We start from the raw sequence: 17,751 nt of genomic DNA, 5'->3' as shown, positions 1-17,751 counted from the left end.
ATATTAACGAAGGAACAAGCCCTTGAACAATTTGGTGGTACTTATGAGGACTTGGAAAAAGCAGCTTTATCCGTAACACTGGTTTGAAATTTTCTCCCAAATTCAAGAAAAAACCATTGACAGATCCATATTCCGATGCTAGAATACTTAAGTGTGCCGCACAGCGAGGCTAAAAGTGCGCAAGCCGCCATAGCTGGCGAGTAATGATAATAGGAGGTGCCATCAGATGTACGCGATTATTGCAACAGGTGGTAAGCAGTATAAGGTTGCCGAGGGCGATGTAATCAAAGTTGAGAGACTCGGTGCTGCTGCAGGTAAAGCTGTTACTTTCGATCAGGTTCTGGCTGTTAACAACGGTGAGATGAAGATCGGATGCCCGACTGTAGAGGGTGCTACTGTATCCGCAACAGTTGTTAAAGAAGGCAAAGGCAAAAAAGTTATCGTTTACAAGTATAAGAGAAAAACTGGCTACCATAAGAAAAATGGTCACAGACAGCTCTTTACAGAAGTTAAGATCGAAAAGATCAACGCTTAATTGAAATGATTCAAGTAGACGTATACTCCGATTCCAAAGGATGTACCACGGGAGTGGAAGTAAAGGGACATGCTGGATATGATGAGTACGGCAAAGATATTGTCTGTGCGGCTGTATCCGTTCTGACTGTCAATATGGCTAATTCGGTGGAGAAATTTACCGATGACGGTTTTAAGGGCAGTGTGGATGAAAAGACAGGTCAGTTTATTTTTCATTTTACCGGTACTGTAAGTGCGGAATCAAAACTCCTGATGGATTCGCTGATACTTGGACTTACCGATATCGCGGAGAGTTATGGAGATAAATACATTAAAATTCGATTCAGGGAGGTGTAACGCATGTTTAAAATGAACCTTCAGTTATTCGCTCATAAAAAAGGTGTTGGTTCCACAAAGAACGGTCGTGATTCTGAGTCCAAGAGACTTGGTGCGAAGAGAGCAGACGGACAGTTCGTATTAGCTGGCAACATTCTTTACAGACAGCGCGGAACCAAGATTCATCCAGGTGTGAACGTAGGACGCGGTGGAGATGATACATTATTCGCTATGGTTGACGGCGTCGTAAAGTTTGAAAGAAAGGGCAGAGACAAAAAGCAGGTTTCTGTTTACCCGAGAACAATTAACGAATAATTATAAAGAAGCTCCATACGGATTGTATGGAGCTTCTTTCAGATCAGAAGGAGGTATTTATGTTTGCCGACAGTGCAAAAATTTATATCAGATCCGGAAAAGGCGGCGACGGTCATGTCAGCTTCCGCCGGGAACTTTTCGTAGCTGCTGGCGGTCCGGACGGCGGCGATGGCGGTCGCGGCGGCGATGTCATTTTTGAAGTGGACGACGGACTGAATACCCTGACCGATTTCCGTCATGTCCGCAAATATGTGGCTGGCGACGGAGAGCAGGGCAGAAAGCGCCGCTGTCACGGAGCAGACGGCGAGGATCTGATTGTCAAGGTTCCGGAAGGAACCGTTATCAAGGATTTTGAATCCGGTAAGGTAATCGCGGATATGTCCGGCGAGAACCGCCGAGAAGTGATTTTAAAAGGTGGCAAGGGCGGTCTTGGAAATATGCACTTTGCGACCTCGACGATGCAGGTTCCGAAGTATGCACAGCCGGGACAGCCGGCACAGGAACTCTGGGTACAGCTGGAATTAAAGGTAATCGCAGATGTTGGTCTGGTTGGTTTCCCGAACGTCGGTAAATCGACCTTGCTTTCACGCGTTTCCAATGCACGTCCGAAGATTGCCAATTACCATTTCACGACGCTGAACCCGCATCTTGGCGTGGTTGATCTGCAGGATGGACAAGGCTTTGTCATGGCAGATATTCCGGGGCTCATCGAGGGTGCTTCCCAGGGAATCGGTCTGGGACACGATTTCCTGCGCCATATCGAGAGAACCAAGGTTCTCGTTCATGTTGTGGATGCGGCATCCGTCGAGGGACGTGATCCGGTTGAAGATATCCGTACCATCAATGCGGAGTTAAAAGCATATAATCCGTCGCTTTTAGAGCGTCCGCAGGTGATTGCTGCCAACAAGGTAGATTCGATTTACAATACCGGCGAAGAGGACTGGGAAGACCCGGTAGAGCGCTTAAAACGCGAATTTGAGCCGGAAGGCATCCAGGTATTTGCCATTTCTGCAGTTACCGGACAGGGTGTAAAAGAGCTCCTTTACCATGTAAATGATCTGCTGAAAACGGTTGACCGCAAGCCAGTTATTTTCGAAAAAGAATTTGAGTACCAGTATCAGGGCGAGAATCTTCCATATACCGTGGAACGCAATGAAGATGGTATTTATGTGGTAGAAGGACCGAAGATCGAGAAGATGCTTGGTTACACAAACCTTGATTCTGAGAAGGGCTTCCAGTTCTTCCAGAAATTCTTAAAGGACAGCGGTATTCTGGCTGAGCTGGAAGAGGCTGGCATCGAAGAGGGCGATACAGTTCGTATGTATGGTCTTGAATTTGATTACTATAAATAATTGACATTTACAATATTTCAAACTCAGAAATCCACACTGGATCTGAGTTTGAATTTTAACAGGAGATAGATTTTATGACAAGCAAACAGAGAGCTTATTTAAAAGGTCTCGCGATGACCATGGATCCGATCTTCCAGATCGGCAAATCCAGCCTGACGCCAGAACTGACCGCTGCTGTGGCAGAGGCACTGGAGGCCCGCGAGTTAATTAAACTGAATATTCTGAAGAACTGCGTCGATGACGGCAATGAGCTGGCAGCCGTTCTGGCTGAGCGTACCCACGCACAGGTAGTACAGGTAATCGGCAAGAAAATTGTTCTTTATAAAGAGGCAAAGGACGAGAAGAAACGTAAGATCGTTCTGCCAAAATAAAGGGGCTGCATTCTGCGAATGAATCTCTGACAGAAAGGATACGGATGACGATGAAAAAGATCGGTATTATGGGGGGAACATTTGACCCGATCCATAATGGACATATCATGTTGGGAATACAGGCGTATGAAGAATATGATCTTGACTGCATCTGGTATATGCCCTCCAGGATCCCGCCGCATAAAAAAGATCATACGATCACAGCGGCAAAGGACCGTTTGGCAATGACTGCAGCTGCGATCGCGCCGTATCCTTATTTTAAGCTGTCTGATTTTGAACTTCGCAGAACCGGCGGAAATACCTACACAGCAGACACGCTTCGCTTATTGAAAGAAGAATATCCGGATGTGAAATTTTTCTTTATCGCGGGCGCAGACTCAATTATGGACATTGAAAAATGGTATCATCCCGAATATGTTCTTCCAGCCGTCACATTTTTGGCGGCAGCAAGAGAGCATGAGGAGGCGGATCGTTCGCTGGATGAGCAGATTTCCTATTTAAACCAGAAATATCAGGCGCATATTCTGCGTCTTCACTGCCGTGAAATGGATGTCGCTTCGGCGGAGATCCGCGCGGCTTTCCGGGCAGGACACGCAGCAGACGTTCGTTCCCTGGTGCCGAAGGAAGTCTGTCAATATATCGAACAGCACGGCTTGTATCAGGAGGTAAATGTGTAATGGACGAAAGAATTACAGAGATACGGAAGCATTTGAAAAAGAAATTGAACCCGATGCGCTATGAACATACGCTGGGTGTTTCATACACATGTATGGCTCTGGCAATGCGTTACAGTGCCAATCTGGATCAGGCGGAGATGGCTGGACTTCTCCACGACTGTGCAAAGCGCTATGATGATGCGACTATCATCTGCAAATGCCAGGAGCATGGCATTGAACTGACTGAAGGTGAACTGCGGGCTCCGGCTGTGATTCATGCAAAATTAGGCGCATGGATGGCAGAACACAAGTATGGTATTACCGATCCAGAGGTCTTATCTGCAATCGCCTGCCATACGACCGGAAAACCGGCGATGTCCCTGTTAGACAAGATCCTGTACGTAGCCGATTACATCGAACCGCGCCGTGATAAGGCGCCAAATCTGCCGAAGCTCCGCCGTCTTGCATTTGAAGATCTGGACGAAGCGCTGTATCAGATTCTGGACAGCACCCGCAATTATTTAAAGGAAACGGGCACGGCAGAGGATGATACAACCGAACAGACCTGGGAATACTATCATGAACGTCATGTTCATCAATAGACACATTAACAGGATTTAAATAAAATAATGAGGAGGATAATCCCCGTGGAAGCAAAAGAACTGACCAAACTTGCCGTAAAGGCGCTGGAAGATAAAAAAGGCGAAGATATTCGCGTCATTGATATTCATGGAGTATCTGTACTGGCTGATTACTTTGTCATCGCAGACGGAAGCAACGCCAGCCAGGTAAAGGCAATGGCAGATAATGTAGAGGAAGAACTCGGCAAAGCCGGTCATGAGTGCCGTCAGATCGAGGGCTATCAGACTGCCGGATGGATCCTGATGGATTACGGCGATCTGATCGTACACATTTTCTCCCGCGATGACAGACTGTTTTATGATCTGGAGCGCATCTGGAGAGATGGAAAAGTAGTTGAGAATGTGGAGGAATTGTAATAGATTTTGTTTAATTCCTTTTATTTCCGAAACATTCCTTTTATACCCGAAACAAGGGATGCGGAAACGTAATAATTTTCCTTTTATATCCGAAACAAGCGGTGTAAAACAGGGATTTGAGTTTTCCTTTTATATCGCAAACAAAGAATAAAAATCCAAAAACCAGTTTTCCTTTTATATCCCAAACAAGAGGGTATAAGGGCGAAAATTGGTTTTCCTTTTATATCCGAAACATCCGGCAAGGTGAAAAATACCCTCTTGCAATTTAAAAAACATGATGATATAGTGGCGACAACGGTTTGGCGAATGCTGAAATGAACGGAATACCGGTACCGGAATTATGATAAAGCACTTTATGATTTCAGGCAGGAACGTCTGAGCGAAAATTTGACTCAAAACGTTATCCGCAGAAACCGCTAATTGGAAATTCGAATTCAACAATGATATAGTTGCAACGAAAAAATTGAACTGGAAAACGAAACCGTAACAACGAAGACGGAAGAAAAACCGTTGTTTTGGAAGAAAGGAGAAATTCATATGATGGAAAATTATGTTTATCCGGACACTCATGAGATGTTTGATTTGCACGACACATTGGAAGAACTGATCTCCAAAGAAAGCTATGATATCGGGTTGGGGCTCGGTTCAAGAGTGGACTCGGATCCCGATTTGGAGTATCTGCTGGAGGTGCTGTTCACTCCGGTAGAAGCCCGCTGCTCATATCTGGATATCTGGGGAAGCAAGAAGTATCCAGATATCATCACTGACATTAAGGATGGCAAATTTATGGATATGTCCATGGAAGAATTTGAGGAAAAGCGTGAGAAATGGGTGAAAGAGATCCGTGAGACCGATCATCCGATGCTTCGAATTGTGAAAGCGATTAAGTATGGCCGTGAGGTCAATGATTGGGAAATTAAACTGCATCTGCAAAATCTGGTTTCCAGACAGAAAAATGTACTGGTTTATATGCAGGTGTGCCAGAATATGATCACTCACGGCTTCTCCCTTACTCAGATTTCTCAGGCTGTGCCGTGGGTCGATAAATCGGATATCTACGGTCTTTCCCTGATGCTAGATTTATCGATGGAACTGACTCAGGAGGAGCGGGTCGAAGTGGAACAGGAATACCGCAGGACCGGGAAGCCAAAGGTATTAAAGGAAGTGTTCGGAGAAGAATAGAAATGAAAAATGAGTTAGTTTTATTTACAGACGGCGAAGTGAATATAGAAGTTCAGATAAGCCCGGAACAGGAAACAGTTTGGTTGACACAGAAGCAAATGGAAATTCTCTTTGAAGTTAAACATGCCACAATCAGTGAACACATATCAAATATTTTGTCTTCCGGAGAACTTGACGAAACTTCTGTCGGATTTTCCGACAAAAGTACAGGTGGCAGAAAACCTAAAATATATAATTTGGATATGATTCTTTCTGTAGGATACCGAGTAAATTCAAAACGTGGTATCGCGTTTCGAAGATGGGCGAACAATGTTTTGAAACAGTACATTATTCAAGGGTATGCAATCAACGAAAAGCGATTAGCTGCTCTACAGAAAACAATTGATATCCAGACCAGGATGCTGGCATGCACTTTGAATGTTGAGGAAGCAGACATATTAAGAGCTGTAAATCTGTATACGGATGCCTTAGTATTATTGGATCAGTATGATCACCAGACATTGGAGAAGCCAAAAGGAAATCAGCCGATTTACAAGATCACTTATGAAGATTGCCGTCATATGGTCGATGCTATGGAGGATTCGTTTCATTCGGACGTCTTTGGAGTTGAAAAAGAAAAAGGTAAGGTTGAGGGAATCCTTGCTGCAGTATATCAAAGTATATTCGGCAAGGATGCATATCCATCATTAGAAGAAAAAGCCGCAAATCTATTGTATTTTATGATCAAGGACCATCCTTATGCGGATGGCTGCAAGAGAATTGCGGCATCACTTTTTCTTGAATTCCTGGATAAAAACAACGCTTTATTCCAAGATGGAGAAAAACGACTCAGCGATGGAACCTTGGTGGCTGTTACGTTGATGATTGCTGAATCCAATCCAGAAGAAAAAGAAGTAATGGTGAAACTGGTGATGAATCTACTGAATTTGCAATAAAAAGCACGGATTGCAATACTTGTCCCTGAGATTCTCACTGGCAAATACTGCTGTGAGAAATGCTTGTGTTTTATCACGATGAATTAACAGAGGAAGATATTAAAATTCTCTCTCAGGTTTCGGAGATTACAAAGAACGATATAGCGAAAATGCTGTCAAGATTTGCAAAGAATTCAAAGTGAGTGAAAATCGAAAGGAGACCAGACTATGGGAAGGCTTTATAAAATCAACCCGCCGTGTCCCAAGTGCCATGAGGAACATAATTGGTGGCATATCCAGCTGACGGATGAGGAACAGGCGAAGATGGATGCGTATGTGGCAGCCAGTGAGGGAAAAACATCCTTGGATTTACTTCTGGGCGAGCCGGGAATTGTTGTTACGCGAAAGCTTAAGTGTTGTTGCTGCGGTCACGTATTTGAAGTGGAAGCCGGGCTACGGAAATTCGACGAAGTCGGATACCGGGATCAGGATTTTATTGCAGCGGTCGGTGAAATACCCGTGTGATAAGATTAAGGAGTTGATGAGATGCATTTGGATCAGTCGGCATTGGGAATCCTGCGTAAAGCAGAAGATAAGAACGGTCGGAAATACATGGATTGGCGGATACCGTATATGGATCAGCCCGGGCTTATCATGGTTTATAAATCCGACAGCCGGTATGAGAAGAATCAGGTGTATTTCTTTACGAGTCCGGCAAGCGATTGCCCGGGCAAATACCTGCATACAACCTACGGAAGTATTCAGGTGGAAGATGGTTCATTGACAATCAGAACAAAGAACAGCGTCTATGAATTTGAGCTGGATGCATCATGCGTATCAGAGGTGGATATGATTTTGCTGTTACATACGGTAAACGAGTATTTTCGTGATGATGGCATGTGAGGCAGACAATGCCAGGTACTGGGCTGCGGGAGCGATNNNACTGGGCTGCGGGAGCGATTCCGCAGCCGTTTTCATAGCGTTAGATATGAAATTAACAAAGAGAAAAAGGAATGATAAACATATGAGCAGTTTTGAGAATGTAGAGGTTTTTGAAGATACTAAAAGGCTGTGCGAGACAAACGGAAAGATTAAGGAAGCTCTTGCACAGTCGGTGAAAAACCAGAAACTCATCCTGGAAGAAGAGGAGCTGTCTGCTGTGGATAAGACGCGTTTCTCGGATGAAGCGAAGATCATCGTATCCGCAAAACGGACTTTCGAGGCGGCTGCAGGTTATGCAGGCCAGAAGGTAGCGGTACATAACTTTGCCTCTGCCACAAATCCGGGCGGCGGCGTGACAAGGGGATCCAGCGCACAGGAGGAATGTTTGTGTCGGTGTTCCGGCCTGTATTTCTGCCTGAGCGTACCAGAAATGATGAAGGGCTTCTATTATCCTCATCGGAATGTTAAGAATCCGATCAACAATGCGGATATCATTTACACGCCGGATGTGACCGTATTCAAGACGGATACGGGCAGGCCGAAGCTGATGAATGAGGCAGAGTGGTATGATGTGGATGTGATCACCTGCGCGGCACCGAACCTGAGGGAACGACCAAGTAACCGGTTCAACCAGGGTAACGGTGACCGGGCGGTAAAAGTCAGTGACCGGGAACTCCTGGAAATCCATAAGAAGAGGCTGACCAGGATTCTGGATGTTGCCGTACTGAATGGTGACGAAGTGGTGATTCTGGGTGCTTTCGGATGTGGAGCGTTCCAGAATAAGCCGGAAGTGGTGGCACGTGCTGCCAAAGAAGCGATGGCGGATTATCTGCACGCATTTAAAACCATTGAATTTGCGGTCTATTGCCCGCCGCGGGATGATACGAATTTCAAGGTGTTTAAACGGGTGATGGGAGCGTACTAAGAAGAACATATTGTAATGGAGGAATTGCGGTATGAAGTTTAAGAAATGCGGACCGGAGCATGAGGCATCTTATTTGTTTGAAGTTGATAAAAATTGGATGCGGAGCGGAAATGATTTTTCAGAATTATTGGAGTCTATTCGCAAAGGAGCCTACCTCAAAGGATTCCGGAGAGGCCAGGAAGAAGCCAGTTATGGATTCTGGAATAAGGATTGCCGTAAAAAATTCAGGGAAGATGAAGAGACAGACAAAATTATAGAGCACGAGCATTTTTGGACGGCACATGACGAGTGGTCACAGTACATTGGAAAAACCGCGTCGAATTTGGCGGCGTCTGCATACCGGAGTTATGCGGATGGAGAAAATGCCATTGACGGCGTGATCGAGACTCTTTCCGTTATGCTGCGTATTGAGTTTGAAAATACAAAGCAGAAAGAGGACTCTGAAAGTATTGGTGCAGCGTTGCCTGTTACCCAGGTGGAAAAATGGCTGAGCGATACGGAAATGCCGGATGGTGTTTGCATGTTGTCAATGACGCGCAAGATTCTGGAAGAGGGCGTAAGGAATGATTCGATATTGGATATTTGAAAGGACTGATGGCGGCGCAGTCAAAAGAGTAGGCATTACAGTGGAAAGGGGAGTGAGAATATGAGACATCAGGACAATACCGGAAAATTCATAGCGTTTATTTTGCGGCATCACCCGGAATCCATTGGTATGAAACTGGATGAACATGGATGGGCCCGTACGGAAGATCTGATTGCCGGGATAGCGAAGAGCAGACCATTTGACATGCAGATGCTGGAAGAAATTGTACGGACGGATTCCAAGCAGCGGTATTCTTTCAATGAGGATAAAACACTGATCCGGGCAAACCAGGGGCATTCCATTCAGGTGGATGTGGAATTGGAGCAAAAGACTCCGCCGGATGTTTTGTGGCATGGAACGGGAGAGAAGTATGTGGAATCCATCAATAAGATTGGATTGATTCCGAAATCCAGGCTGTATGTCCATCTGTCAAAAGATTATGAAACTGCGAAAACAGTCGGGAGCCGACATGGAAATCCAGTTGTATATCGGGTAAATGCAAAGCAGATGGCGGAGGATGGTTATCAGTTCTATTTGTCCGTAAACGGGGTGTGGCTGACCAAAGAAGTGCCTGTACAGTATTTAAGCATTTTATAAAAACGTTCTGCAGTAAATAATATAATAAGGGATGCAAGGTTCTCCGATGGAGCCTGACGTCCCTGTTTTATTACTCCGTTTTTCTCTAAAGTGCTTACTCAGTCAATGTCTTATTTTCAAGAGCAATTCCACAAACTGGAAGTTGTTACTCAATCAAATTCCGTAATGAATAACCCATTTATTTTTGTCCAATGCCTTTTTTAACAGTTTCTTTAATTCGCACAATTCAGGAATATCAGCAATGCTATCAATAAACGCCTTTAATGAACAGGGCGGAACAGCATTGATGTTATAGTAATGTTCAAAAAAGCTCTCTGTGCAATGCACAGGAGCTTTTTATATGTAGACCTCTATTTATTTGTGCTGTCTGCATCAATTACAGACTGAATCTGCTTCATAAGGGCATCATAGTTGTCCTTGTTATCAATTCCACCGAGCATTGGTTCGCCTACAATATTGCCATTTCTGTCAACAAGTATAGTTGTTGGAAAGGCCATGATTTCTAAGGCATATTTACCGGCAGCACTAGAGGAGTCAATTGACAGATTACGATATTTGACACCCTGGCTTTCAAGAACAGAGGCAGCCTCTTTGATAGCTGTTTTATTGCTATCGAAGGTCTCAATGTTGATGCCAACAACTTCTCCGCTCATTGATTTGATAGCATCATTTAATTCGTTAAGCGTGGATAATTCAGCGACACATGGTTTGCAGCCGGTAAACCAGAAATTGACGACTGTTACTGCATTACCGGAAAACAGGCTGTTATCAACCTTATTGCCATCAAAATCCTCACCGGAAAAATCACTGAATACAGATGAGGCTTTAGAGCTGTCCTTCTTGTTATCGTCTGATGATGTATTTTTGTTTTCAAGCTCTGCTATCTGTTCCTCGATTTTTCGTATGGTTTCCATATCCTCATTAAGTGTTTTAAGCTCATCGTCTGTGAATGAATTCTTGTTTGATTCTACGGTATCGGCAAGATAATCAGCATAATTTCCGTTTGGAGCGGCGTCACTTTTGTTCATCATGTCAAATGCCTTGTTCCACACATCAGCGTGATCTGCAAAAAGCTGATTTTCCTGCTGATATAAATCATCAAGCCTGGAATCTGATTTGCCGGATGCTTCTGAGCCGGCTTCAGTCTGAGTGTTCTTAGAATCTGTTGTGGAAGCCTGCTTTACGCCACATGCTGTAAGTGATAATGCTATGCAGAGTATAAAAATAGAAATAAATGATAATTTGTTTTTCATGAGTAATTTCTCCTTTAAAATAATAGTAAAATGTTTAATAGCTATCTGTTGTCATTTTTTTGACATGATTTTCCCATAAACCGGTAGCAGATGGCGTCCTTCGGACAGGCCTTTATGCAGGCACCGCAGCGTATGCACTCGGGGTGATCCGGTGTCTTACACACATCCACATCCATCTTACATGCCTTTGAGCATTGACCGCATCCGACACATTTGCTGCTATCAACGGTGATTTTGAGCAGGCTGACCTTATTAAATAATGAGTAGATTGCTCCAAGCGGACAAATCCATTTACAGAAGGGCCTGTAAAATAAGATACTTAGTACAATCACTGCAATTAAAATCATACACTTGAAAGAAAAAAGCTTTCCCAGCGCAGAACGGATAGCAGCATTTCCAATAGATAACGGTATAGCACCCTCTAAAACACCCTGAGGACAGATATATTTGCAGAAGAACGGGTCTCCCATTCCTATAGAGTTCGTTACAAGCATCGGAAGAAGTATAACGAAAACAATAAGAATGACATATTTTAGGTACCTAAGAGGCTTTAGTTTGGCTGTGGATAATTTCTTTCCGGGGATTTTATGAAGTAAATCCTGAAACCATCCAAATGGGCACAAAAAACCACATATAAATCTGCCGAGAGTTACACCGAGTAAAATAAAAAATCCGGTTATGTAGTATGAAAACTTAAATTTTGATGATCCGACAACTGCCTGAAATGCCCCTATTGGACAGGCTCCTGTCGCGGCAGGGCAGGAGTAGCAGTTTAATCCGGGTACGCATACTGTTTTTGCATTGCCCTGATATATTTTACCCTTAAATAAATTTGGAATATGAATATTGGTCAGCAGCGTTGCTGCGGCCTGTATCCAGCCACGTATTTTTGCCAGCTTTCTTGATAGCAATTTCTTTTCCTTATCCAATTCCGACACACTCCAGACATAGTTTTATTGCTTTACCAAGCACTGTAGCCGCCTCACCTCTGACTGCACCATAGCTTATCATGGATACACCAAGGATAAGCAGGATGATTTGACATGTTTTTTGGTATTTCAACATAATGTTGCTCCTTTTTGTTGTATTGTTGACCAGCTGACTTTGGTATTATACAATATAGGTTGTAAAATTATTGTTAAGAAGCAGGAGAATATTTTGAGATTATTAATTGTTGAGGATGAGAAACAAATATGTGATATGGTTGCAAAGAGTCTGTATGCTGCCGGTTATGAGGTGGATACCTGTTATGATGGGAAAGAGGCTCTTGAATGTATACTGTCGGAAAATTATGATCTGATAGTTTTGGATTTGAATCTGCCGGGGATGGATGGCATGGAGCTTCTTAAGGAGCTTAGAAAATACAATGATGAAACTAAGGTTTTGATATTATCTGCAAGAGGTCAGATTGCTGATAAGGTAGAGGGACTGGATGCAGGAGCAAATGATTACATGGAAAAACCATTCCATCTGCAGGAGCTTGAGGCACGTATCAGAAGCCTGACAAGAAGGAAATTTGTACAGAATGATATATGTCTTAAATGTGGAGAAATAAAGTTTGATACGATTAAACGCGAGGCATATGCAAAGGAAGAGCCGGTTCCACTGACAAGAAAAGAGAATGGTATTTTGGAATATTTACTTATCAATATAGGCAGACCGGTGAGTCAGGAGGAGCTGATAGAGCATGTGTGGGATGCCACGGCAGACAGCTTTAGCGGAGCAATCAGGGTACATATGTCTTCACTTAGAAAAAAGCTTAAGGCGAAGCTGGGATATGATCCCATTCAGAACAAGGTAGGTGAAGGCTATAAAATACGGGAGGAGTCTGACAGATGAAAAGAATGTCGCTACAGTGGAGACTTACGTGCATTACTACATTGTGTATTGCTATTATATGTGGCTGCCTGACTATGTTTGTCTATAAAAATGGTGTGCATTACATCGATTCTCTGCAGGATGCGGTAGAGTTACAGGGGGATGAAAAAGGAAACAAATCAGATGAAATATATATCAGCATACCGGACGATAAGTGGGATGAGTTTGCGGATGAATTTTCGATTCAGGTGTACAATAATAAGGCCGACTTTAAAAGAAACAGTCTGATAATCACGGTTTTGCTGGCGCTTTTGGGAGGTGTCGTCACTTATTTTATAAGCGGGCATGCACTCAGACCAATCAGGGAGTTTTCAGATAAAATCGAAGAGGTACAGGCTCAGAATCTGTCTGATTCAAGAATAGAGGGAAACAATGTTAAGGAACTGAACCAGCTGGGTATTTCTTATAATAAGATGCTTGAGCGTCTGTCGGAAGCATTTGAGATACAGAGACAGTTTACTGCAAATGCAGCACATGAGCTGCGTACTCCATTAGCGTTAATGCAGGTACAGCTTGATTTATATAATTCTGCCTCTCACCCGGGAAATGATGCAGACACTTTGCAGACCATAAAAATGGTTACGGAACAAAATGATAAATTAAACAGGATGGTAAAGGCTCTTCTTGACATGAGTGAGCTTCAGACGGTGGGAAGGGATGATAAAATTATATTGGATGCTATTGTTGAAGAGGTTTTGGCAGACCTTGAGCCTCTTGCCGTGGAAAAGAATATAAAGCTGATTGGAAAATGTGAGGATGCCACTATGATAGGCAGTGATATCCTTATTTACAGGCTTGTATACAATCTGGTTGAGAATGCCATCAAATATAATCATCCGCTCGGACAGGTTACAGTAACCGCATATCAGAGAAACAAGCATGTTTATCTGTCTGTAGAAGATACGGGAAGCGGAATACCAAAGGAGCTTAGGGAGAGAGTGTTCGAGCCATTCTTCCGTGTGGATAAATCCAGAAGCCGGGAGCTGGGTGGCGTAGGGCTAGGTCTTGCTTTTGTCCGTGAAATCGTTAGAGTACATGATGGCAGTATTTGTATCAAATCAGGCAAGACTGGGGGAACGATTTTCGAGGTGACTTTTGCACAGCATTCAATGTAGCGTTCCATTTTACACATTTGTCAACGCTTATGAGATCATAACCCGAATGAGACAATCACAGGTAAAAGCATCAAATTCCGTTGACAACACATTCTTTATTTGATACTATTTATCAAGTAAATTCAATATTTCATGAGGGAGTAGTTAGCGCGAAAGTGTGGTTTGTCAACATTCTGATTATAGCAACTGTATAATCTGGCAAATCTTAAATAATGAGACTCATGTATATCGATGGACGACAGTTTTTGTATCATGCATAGCTGTCAGTTGATATACATGAGTTTTTCTTTTGTGCATTGATGCAAAAAAGGGAGGACATCGTAATCGACAGTGAGCGGTGAGGGAACATGCATTACATCTAGGAGGAAATGAAAAATGATGCTGTTTTTTAAAGTGTTTTTTACAGAATTTATCGCAGAGATGGGCGATAAAACCCAGCTTATGCTGATTGCTCTGACTTCAAAATATAAGTTGAGAGATATTATACTAGGAACTGCGGCGGCGATTCTTGTTCTGAATGGTCTTGCCGTTCTGGCGGGCGGACTTGTCAGTGAATTTATTCCTGACTGGCTTATTAAGATGATTGCAGCACTTGCATTTCTGTATTTCGCCGCATCGACTCTTGCCGGTGATGATGACGAAGAAGAGGAGGAGGGCGGTAAATCAAAGATTCATTTCGCACCCTTAGCTGTTTTTTGTACATTTTTTGTGGCAGAACTGGGAGATAAGACTCAGCTTACAGCCATCACGTTCGGAGCCAATGAAGGCATGAAATCAGCCTTTGTTGTATGGATTGGATGCTCTCTGGGACTTTTTGCAGCGGATATTCTTGGAATGCTGGTTGGATATCTTTTAAAGAGCAAAACTCCCGATGGGCTGCTGAATACACTGGCATTTGTTATTTTTTCTATATTTGGTGCTTTCACACTTCATCAGGGACTGAACATGATGAACGCAAGAGTCTGTCCGATTCCGGTATGGTCGGTATGGATTGCTGCGGCTGTTATTTTTACTGCCTTATGTGCCTGGATCTATATAAAAAGAAAGAAGGAAGATAAATGCGATATTTAAAACCACATTATTATGATAAATTTGTCTGTTCAGCTGGAGATTGTCCGGATAGCTGCTGTGCCGGATGGCAGATCATGATTGATGAAACCTCTCTGGAGCGATATGGAAATGAAAAGAGCGAGTTCGGAACGCGATTACGCAATTCTATTGACTGGGATGAAGAATGTTTTTACCAGAACAATCGGCGCTGTGCATTTTTAAATGAAGAAAATCTCTGTGATCTTTATAAAGCACTGGGACCAGATTCTCTTTGTGATACCTGCCGGATGTACCCGAGACATACGGAAGAATACGAGGGACTTCGGGAATTATCTCTTTCCCTGTCCTGTCCGGAGGCGGCTAGAATCATTCTTTCCTGTAAAGAACCGGTCCGTTTTCTGGAAGAAGAGGACGATTTGGAGGACGATTTTGAAGAATTCGATTTTATGATGTTTTCCCAGTTGGAAGATACAAGAGATGTTCTGTTTTCGATTTTACAGGATCGATCCCTTCCTCTGACACTCCGAATGTCGGCATCCGAACAACTGACAGAACAATATCAGATCCGGGTGGAAGAGCAGAAGGAATATGAAATTGATGAACTTCTGCGAAACTGTGAAGTTCATCATCAGAGAAAAAAACTCCAGGAATTTGTATCAGAAAGTCTTGCTGAAAAAGGCATTGATGCAGCATCTCTCCATCGGTGGGCACGCCAGATAGAAGAATTGCAGGTACTACGCGGTCTGGAACGCCTGCGTCCGGAATGGGATGATGTGCTGGATGGTGCTGAAAAGTGGCTGTATCAGGGAAGTGAGGAAACCTATCATAAAATTTGCGAAGAATTTCATAAGGCATATGGAAGCTTAGGAAGTCACAAAGAAGAATGGGAAAATCTGGGCGAGCAGCTTTTAATGTTTTTTGTCTATACTTATTTTTGCGGGGCTGTCTACGACGATATGGTCTGTTCCAAGATGGAACTGGCATTGTTCTCTGTTCGCTGGATACAGGAATTTCTGATAGTCCGATGGCTGGAAAATGGAAAGAAACTTTCCATGAAGGATGTGGAAGAAATCTCCTGGAGATATGCCCGGGAAGTAGAACATTCCGATGATAACTTAAATGCACTGGAAGACTGGCTTTTTGAGCGGTATGCACCAGTTTAATCACTGAAAGAAGCATATTGCAAAAATGAATCATACGAACAAAAAAGCTCTATTCTATAAAATTGAGCGTACCGTATCTCCGGACGTCAACGAATAGCATAGAGCTTTTGAGTTAAATTTTGCCACATAATGCTTCTGTCATTTTCATGATAATAAGCAAAAGGTAAGCGTCAGTAAACCAAGAGGTTACCGCATAAGGCGCAGCAGACCGATTACTTTGCCAAGAATCTGTACTTTATCCACAATAATCGGATCCATGGTTGCATTCTCCGGCTGGAGACGATAGTGACCGTTCTCCTTGAAGAAACGCTTAACGGTAGCTGAATCATCGATGAGTGCAACCACGATCTCGCCATTCTCTGCGACACTGGTCTGTTCCACGATAACACGATCTCCGTCATAGATGCCCACATCGATCATACTATTGCCGCGGACCTTCAGCATAAAAGTTTCGCTGTTCGGAAGCAGTTCTGCCGGAATCGGGAAATAGTTCTCCACATTCTCATCAGCCAGAATCGGCGCACCGGCTGCTACAGTACCGATAAGGGGTACATTCACCAGTTCACGGCGGGACAGGTTAAAGGTGTCATCAACGATCTCGATGGCTCTCGGTTTCGTCGGATCCCGGTGAATATATCCGTTCTTTTCAAGCTGTTCCAGATGAGAGTGGACAGAAGAGGTAGATTTAAGCTGTACCTTTTCACAAATTTCACGTACCGTCGGCGGATAACCTTTCTTTAAAATGCATGCTTTAATAAATTCCAAGATCTCTTTCTGTTTATCTGTAATACGTCCCTGTGCCATATAGATTCCTCCTGTCGATGAAGTATATAAAATGTTTTTAATATCGGATATACAGTGATTCTGGCAGGATACAAGTCGAACGCCCACCTGATGGGACCAGCAGCTGAATCACTGAAAGGTTTGGCCTATAGTAAGCCCTTATTATATTATATATAGTAACATATGTTCGGGCAAAATGCAAACTATTGTTCGTCTTTATCAATGTTTTCTTTTTTAAGCTGTTCTCTTGCCTGCTCAAGCAGCACTTCCAGACGGGCATTTTCTTTGTCTGCCTGACGAAGGAGTTCCTGCATTTCCCGTTCTTTTTTGAATAGTGCGCGCTCCATCGTAAGCTCCGCCTGGGCTTTGCATTGCTGAAGACCCATATCAGCATCTGCTTTTTGTTTTGATAATTTCTGGGTAAGTTCTGTGAGTTTCTGCTGTAGTTCTTTATTTTCAGTTTCAAGTGCCAGAATCCGATCGGATGCATGCTGATAGGACTCTGACTTTACCTCCTGTTCCTTCTGAGAGTGAGAGAGAGCAAGTACAGTATCATGAAGCTCCTGTTTGCATTGTAAAAGTTCATTCTTAAGCATTTCTTCTGATTCTTTTGAATGTTCATTTTTCTTCAGCTGATTTTGTGCCTCTTCTAGTTTCTCCTTCAGCATCTGGTTGATCTGTTCCTGGTCAGCAGCACCTTTTCTGAGCGATTCTAGCTGTTCGGTGAGTGTCTGTTCCTGCTTGGTCAGCAAAGCGGACTCCGCATCCATTTTTTTCTTTTCTGCTTGAAGTTGTTCTACTTTTTTCTGTAACTCTGTGAGG

Annotated in this window: 24 protein-coding genes; 19 read left to right on the top strand and 5 right to left on the bottom strand. The window is 43.4% G+C overall.

Annotated elements, in window-relative coordinates; all coding sequences use genetic code 11:
* Window positions 1-226 precede the first annotated feature (226 nt).
* From rplU to QVO97_RS05705, 15 genes are all read left to right on the top strand, one after another.
* Window positions 227-535 carry a 50S ribosomal protein L21 gene (gene rplU / locus QVO97_RS05775; RefSeq protein WP_022359435.1) on the top strand — a complete coding sequence of 103 codons (309 nt, stop codon included), beginning with the start codon at window positions 227-229 and terminating at the stop codon, window positions 533-535.
* Window positions 536-540: 5 nt separating this feature from the next.
* Entirely contained in the window at window positions 541-870 is a 330-nt protein-coding gene (locus QVO97_RS05770) for a ribosomal-processing cysteine protease Prp (protein ID WP_022359434.1), read from the top strand.
* 3 nt (window positions 871-873) lie between these two features.
* The gene (gene rpmA / locus QVO97_RS05765; RefSeq protein WP_022359433.1) at window positions 874-1,164 is read left to right on the top strand and encodes a 50S ribosomal protein L27; all 291 of its coding nucleotides are present in this window, start codon (window positions 874-876) and stop codon (window positions 1,162-1,164) included.
* Window positions 1,165-1,223: 59 nt separating this feature from the next.
* Window positions 1,224-2,516, top strand: a complete 1,293-nt coding sequence (gene obgE / locus QVO97_RS05760) for a GTPase ObgE (protein WP_022359432.1) — start codon at window positions 1,224-1,226, stop codon at window positions 2,514-2,516.
* Between the two features lie 74 nt (window positions 2,517-2,590).
* Window positions 2,591-2,887, top strand: a complete 297-nt coding sequence (gene yhbY / locus QVO97_RS05755; protein WP_022359431.1) for a ribosome assembly RNA-binding protein YhbY — start codon at window positions 2,591-2,593, stop codon at window positions 2,885-2,887.
* 50 nt (window positions 2,888-2,937) lie between these two features.
* Window positions 2,938-3,564 carry a nicotinate-nucleotide adenylyltransferase gene (gene nadD / locus QVO97_RS05750; protein WP_288189100.1) on the top strand — a complete coding sequence of 209 codons (627 nt, stop codon included), beginning with the start codon at window positions 2,938-2,940 and terminating at the stop codon, window positions 3,562-3,564.
* Window positions 3,564-4,145, top strand: coding sequence for a bis(5'-nucleosyl)-tetraphosphatase (symmetrical) YqeK (gene yqeK / locus QVO97_RS05745; RefSeq protein WP_022359429.1), 582 nt, complete (start codon window positions 3,564-3,566; stop codon window positions 4,143-4,145). The genes nadD and yqeK overlap by 1 nt, the downstream gene beginning before the upstream one ends.
* A gap of 27 nt (window positions 4,146-4,172) precedes the next feature.
* Window positions 4,173-4,541, top strand: a complete 369-nt coding sequence (gene rsfS, locus QVO97_RS05740; protein WP_106999903.1) for a ribosome silencing factor — start codon at window positions 4,173-4,175, stop codon at window positions 4,539-4,541.
* A gap of 537 nt (window positions 4,542-5,078) precedes the next feature.
* Complete coding sequence (locus QVO97_RS05735) at window positions 5,079-5,723, top strand: hypothetical protein (protein WP_022359427.1); 645 nt, start codon at window positions 5,079-5,081, stop codon at window positions 5,721-5,723.
* 2 nt (window positions 5,724-5,725) lie between these two features.
* Window positions 5,726-6,658, top strand: a complete 933-nt coding sequence (gene rhuM, locus QVO97_RS05730) for a RhuM family protein (RefSeq protein ID WP_022359426.1) — start codon at window positions 5,726-5,728, stop codon at window positions 6,656-6,658.
* A 207-nt stretch (window positions 6,659-6,865) separates the two neighbouring features.
* On the top strand, window positions 6,866-7,162 hold the full coding sequence (locus QVO97_RS05725; protein WP_022359425.1) for a hypothetical protein: 297 nt from the start codon (window positions 6,866-6,868) through the stop codon (window positions 7,160-7,162).
* A 21-nt stretch (window positions 7,163-7,183) separates the two neighbouring features.
* Window positions 7,184-7,540: a hypothetical protein gene (locus QVO97_RS05720; RefSeq protein ID WP_022359424.1), complete on the top strand. Its 357-nt coding sequence runs from the start codon at window positions 7,184-7,186 to the stop codon at window positions 7,538-7,540.
* Window positions 7,541-7,661: 121 nt separating this feature from the next.
* Entirely contained in the window at window positions 7,662-8,504 is an 843-nt protein-coding gene (locus tag QVO97_RS05715) for a TIGR02452 family protein (RefSeq protein WP_288189099.1), read from the top strand.
* 31 nt (window positions 8,505-8,535) lie between these two features.
* The gene (locus tag QVO97_RS05710) at window positions 8,536-9,090 is read left to right on the top strand and encodes a hypothetical protein (protein WP_022359422.1); all 555 of its coding nucleotides are present in this window, start codon (window positions 8,536-8,538) and stop codon (window positions 9,088-9,090) included.
* A gap of 60 nt (window positions 9,091-9,150) precedes the next feature.
* Window positions 9,151-9,687 carry an RNA 2'-phosphotransferase gene (locus tag QVO97_RS05705; protein WP_022359421.1) on the top strand — a complete coding sequence of 179 codons (537 nt, stop codon included), beginning with the start codon at window positions 9,151-9,153 and terminating at the stop codon, window positions 9,685-9,687.
* Window positions 9,688-10,037: 350 nt separating this feature from the next.
* Here QVO97_RS05705 and QVO97_RS05700 read toward each other — a convergent pair whose 3' ends face one another.
* The 3 genes from QVO97_RS05700 to QVO97_RS05690 are packed head-to-tail and all read right to left on the bottom strand — an operon-like array spanning window position 10,038 to window position 12,005.
* The gene (locus QVO97_RS05700) at window positions 10,038-10,940 is read right to left on the bottom strand and encodes a TlpA disulfide reductase family protein (protein WP_022359420.1); all 903 of its coding nucleotides are present in this window, start codon (window positions 10,938-10,940) and stop codon (window positions 10,038-10,040) included.
* A gap of 41 nt (window positions 10,941-10,981) precedes the next feature.
* A complete protein-coding gene (locus QVO97_RS05695; RefSeq protein ID WP_009263529.1) occupies window positions 10,982-11,869 on the bottom strand; it encodes a 4Fe-4S binding protein in 888 nt (295 codons plus the stop codon).
* Entirely contained in the window at window positions 11,862-12,005 is a 144-nt protein-coding gene (locus tag QVO97_RS05690) for a CD1871A family CXXC motif-containing protein (RefSeq protein ID WP_009263530.1), read from the bottom strand. Before QVO97_RS05690 ends, QVO97_RS05695 begins: the two co-directional genes overlap by 8 nt.
* 93 nt (window positions 12,006-12,098) lie before the next feature.
* On the opposite strand from QVO97_RS05690, the gene QVO97_RS05685 reads away from it, so the two are divergent.
* The 4 genes from QVO97_RS05685 to fliB all read left to right on the top strand — a co-directional run bounded on the left by QVO97_RS05685 (window position 12,099) and on the right by fliB (window position 16,146).
* Window positions 12,099-12,779, top strand: a complete 681-nt coding sequence (locus tag QVO97_RS05685; RefSeq protein WP_022024520.1) for a response regulator transcription factor — start codon at window positions 12,099-12,101, stop codon at window positions 12,777-12,779.
* Window positions 12,776-13,933 (top strand): sensor histidine kinase, encoded by a 1,158-nt coding sequence (locus QVO97_RS05680; protein WP_022359419.1) that lies wholly within the window; start codon window positions 12,776-12,778, stop codon window positions 13,931-13,933. The genes QVO97_RS05685 and QVO97_RS05680 overlap by 4 nt, the downstream gene beginning before the upstream one ends.
* 375 nt (window positions 13,934-14,308) lie before the next feature.
* A complete protein-coding gene (locus QVO97_RS05675; protein WP_022359418.1) occupies window positions 14,309-15,004 on the top strand; it encodes a TMEM165/GDT1 family protein in 696 nt (231 codons plus the stop codon).
* Window positions 14,992-16,146 (top strand): flagellin lysine-N-methylase, encoded by a 1,155-nt coding sequence (gene fliB, locus QVO97_RS05670; RefSeq protein ID WP_022359417.1) that lies wholly within the window; start codon window positions 14,992-14,994, stop codon window positions 16,144-16,146. The genes QVO97_RS05675 and fliB overlap by 13 nt, the downstream gene beginning before the upstream one ends.
* A gap of 186 nt (window positions 16,147-16,332) precedes the next feature.
* Here fliB and lexA read toward each other — a convergent pair whose 3' ends face one another.
* Window positions 16,333-16,950, bottom strand: a complete 618-nt coding sequence (lexA, locus tag QVO97_RS05665) for a transcriptional repressor LexA (RefSeq protein WP_022359416.1) — start codon at window positions 16,948-16,950, stop codon at window positions 16,333-16,335.
* 182 nt (window positions 16,951-17,132) lie between these two features.
* A partial coding sequence (locus tag QVO97_RS05660; protein WP_288189081.1) for a hypothetical protein occupies window positions 17,133-17,751 on the bottom strand: 619 nt, incomplete at its 5' end.

This window comes from Clostridium sp. CAG:43, assembly GCF_000434655.1.
Taxonomy (GTDB): domain Bacteria; phylum Bacillota; class Clostridia; order Lachnospirales; family Lachnospiraceae; genus Otoolea; species Otoolea fessa.
This window is presented reverse-complemented; position numbering and strand designations above follow the sequence as displayed.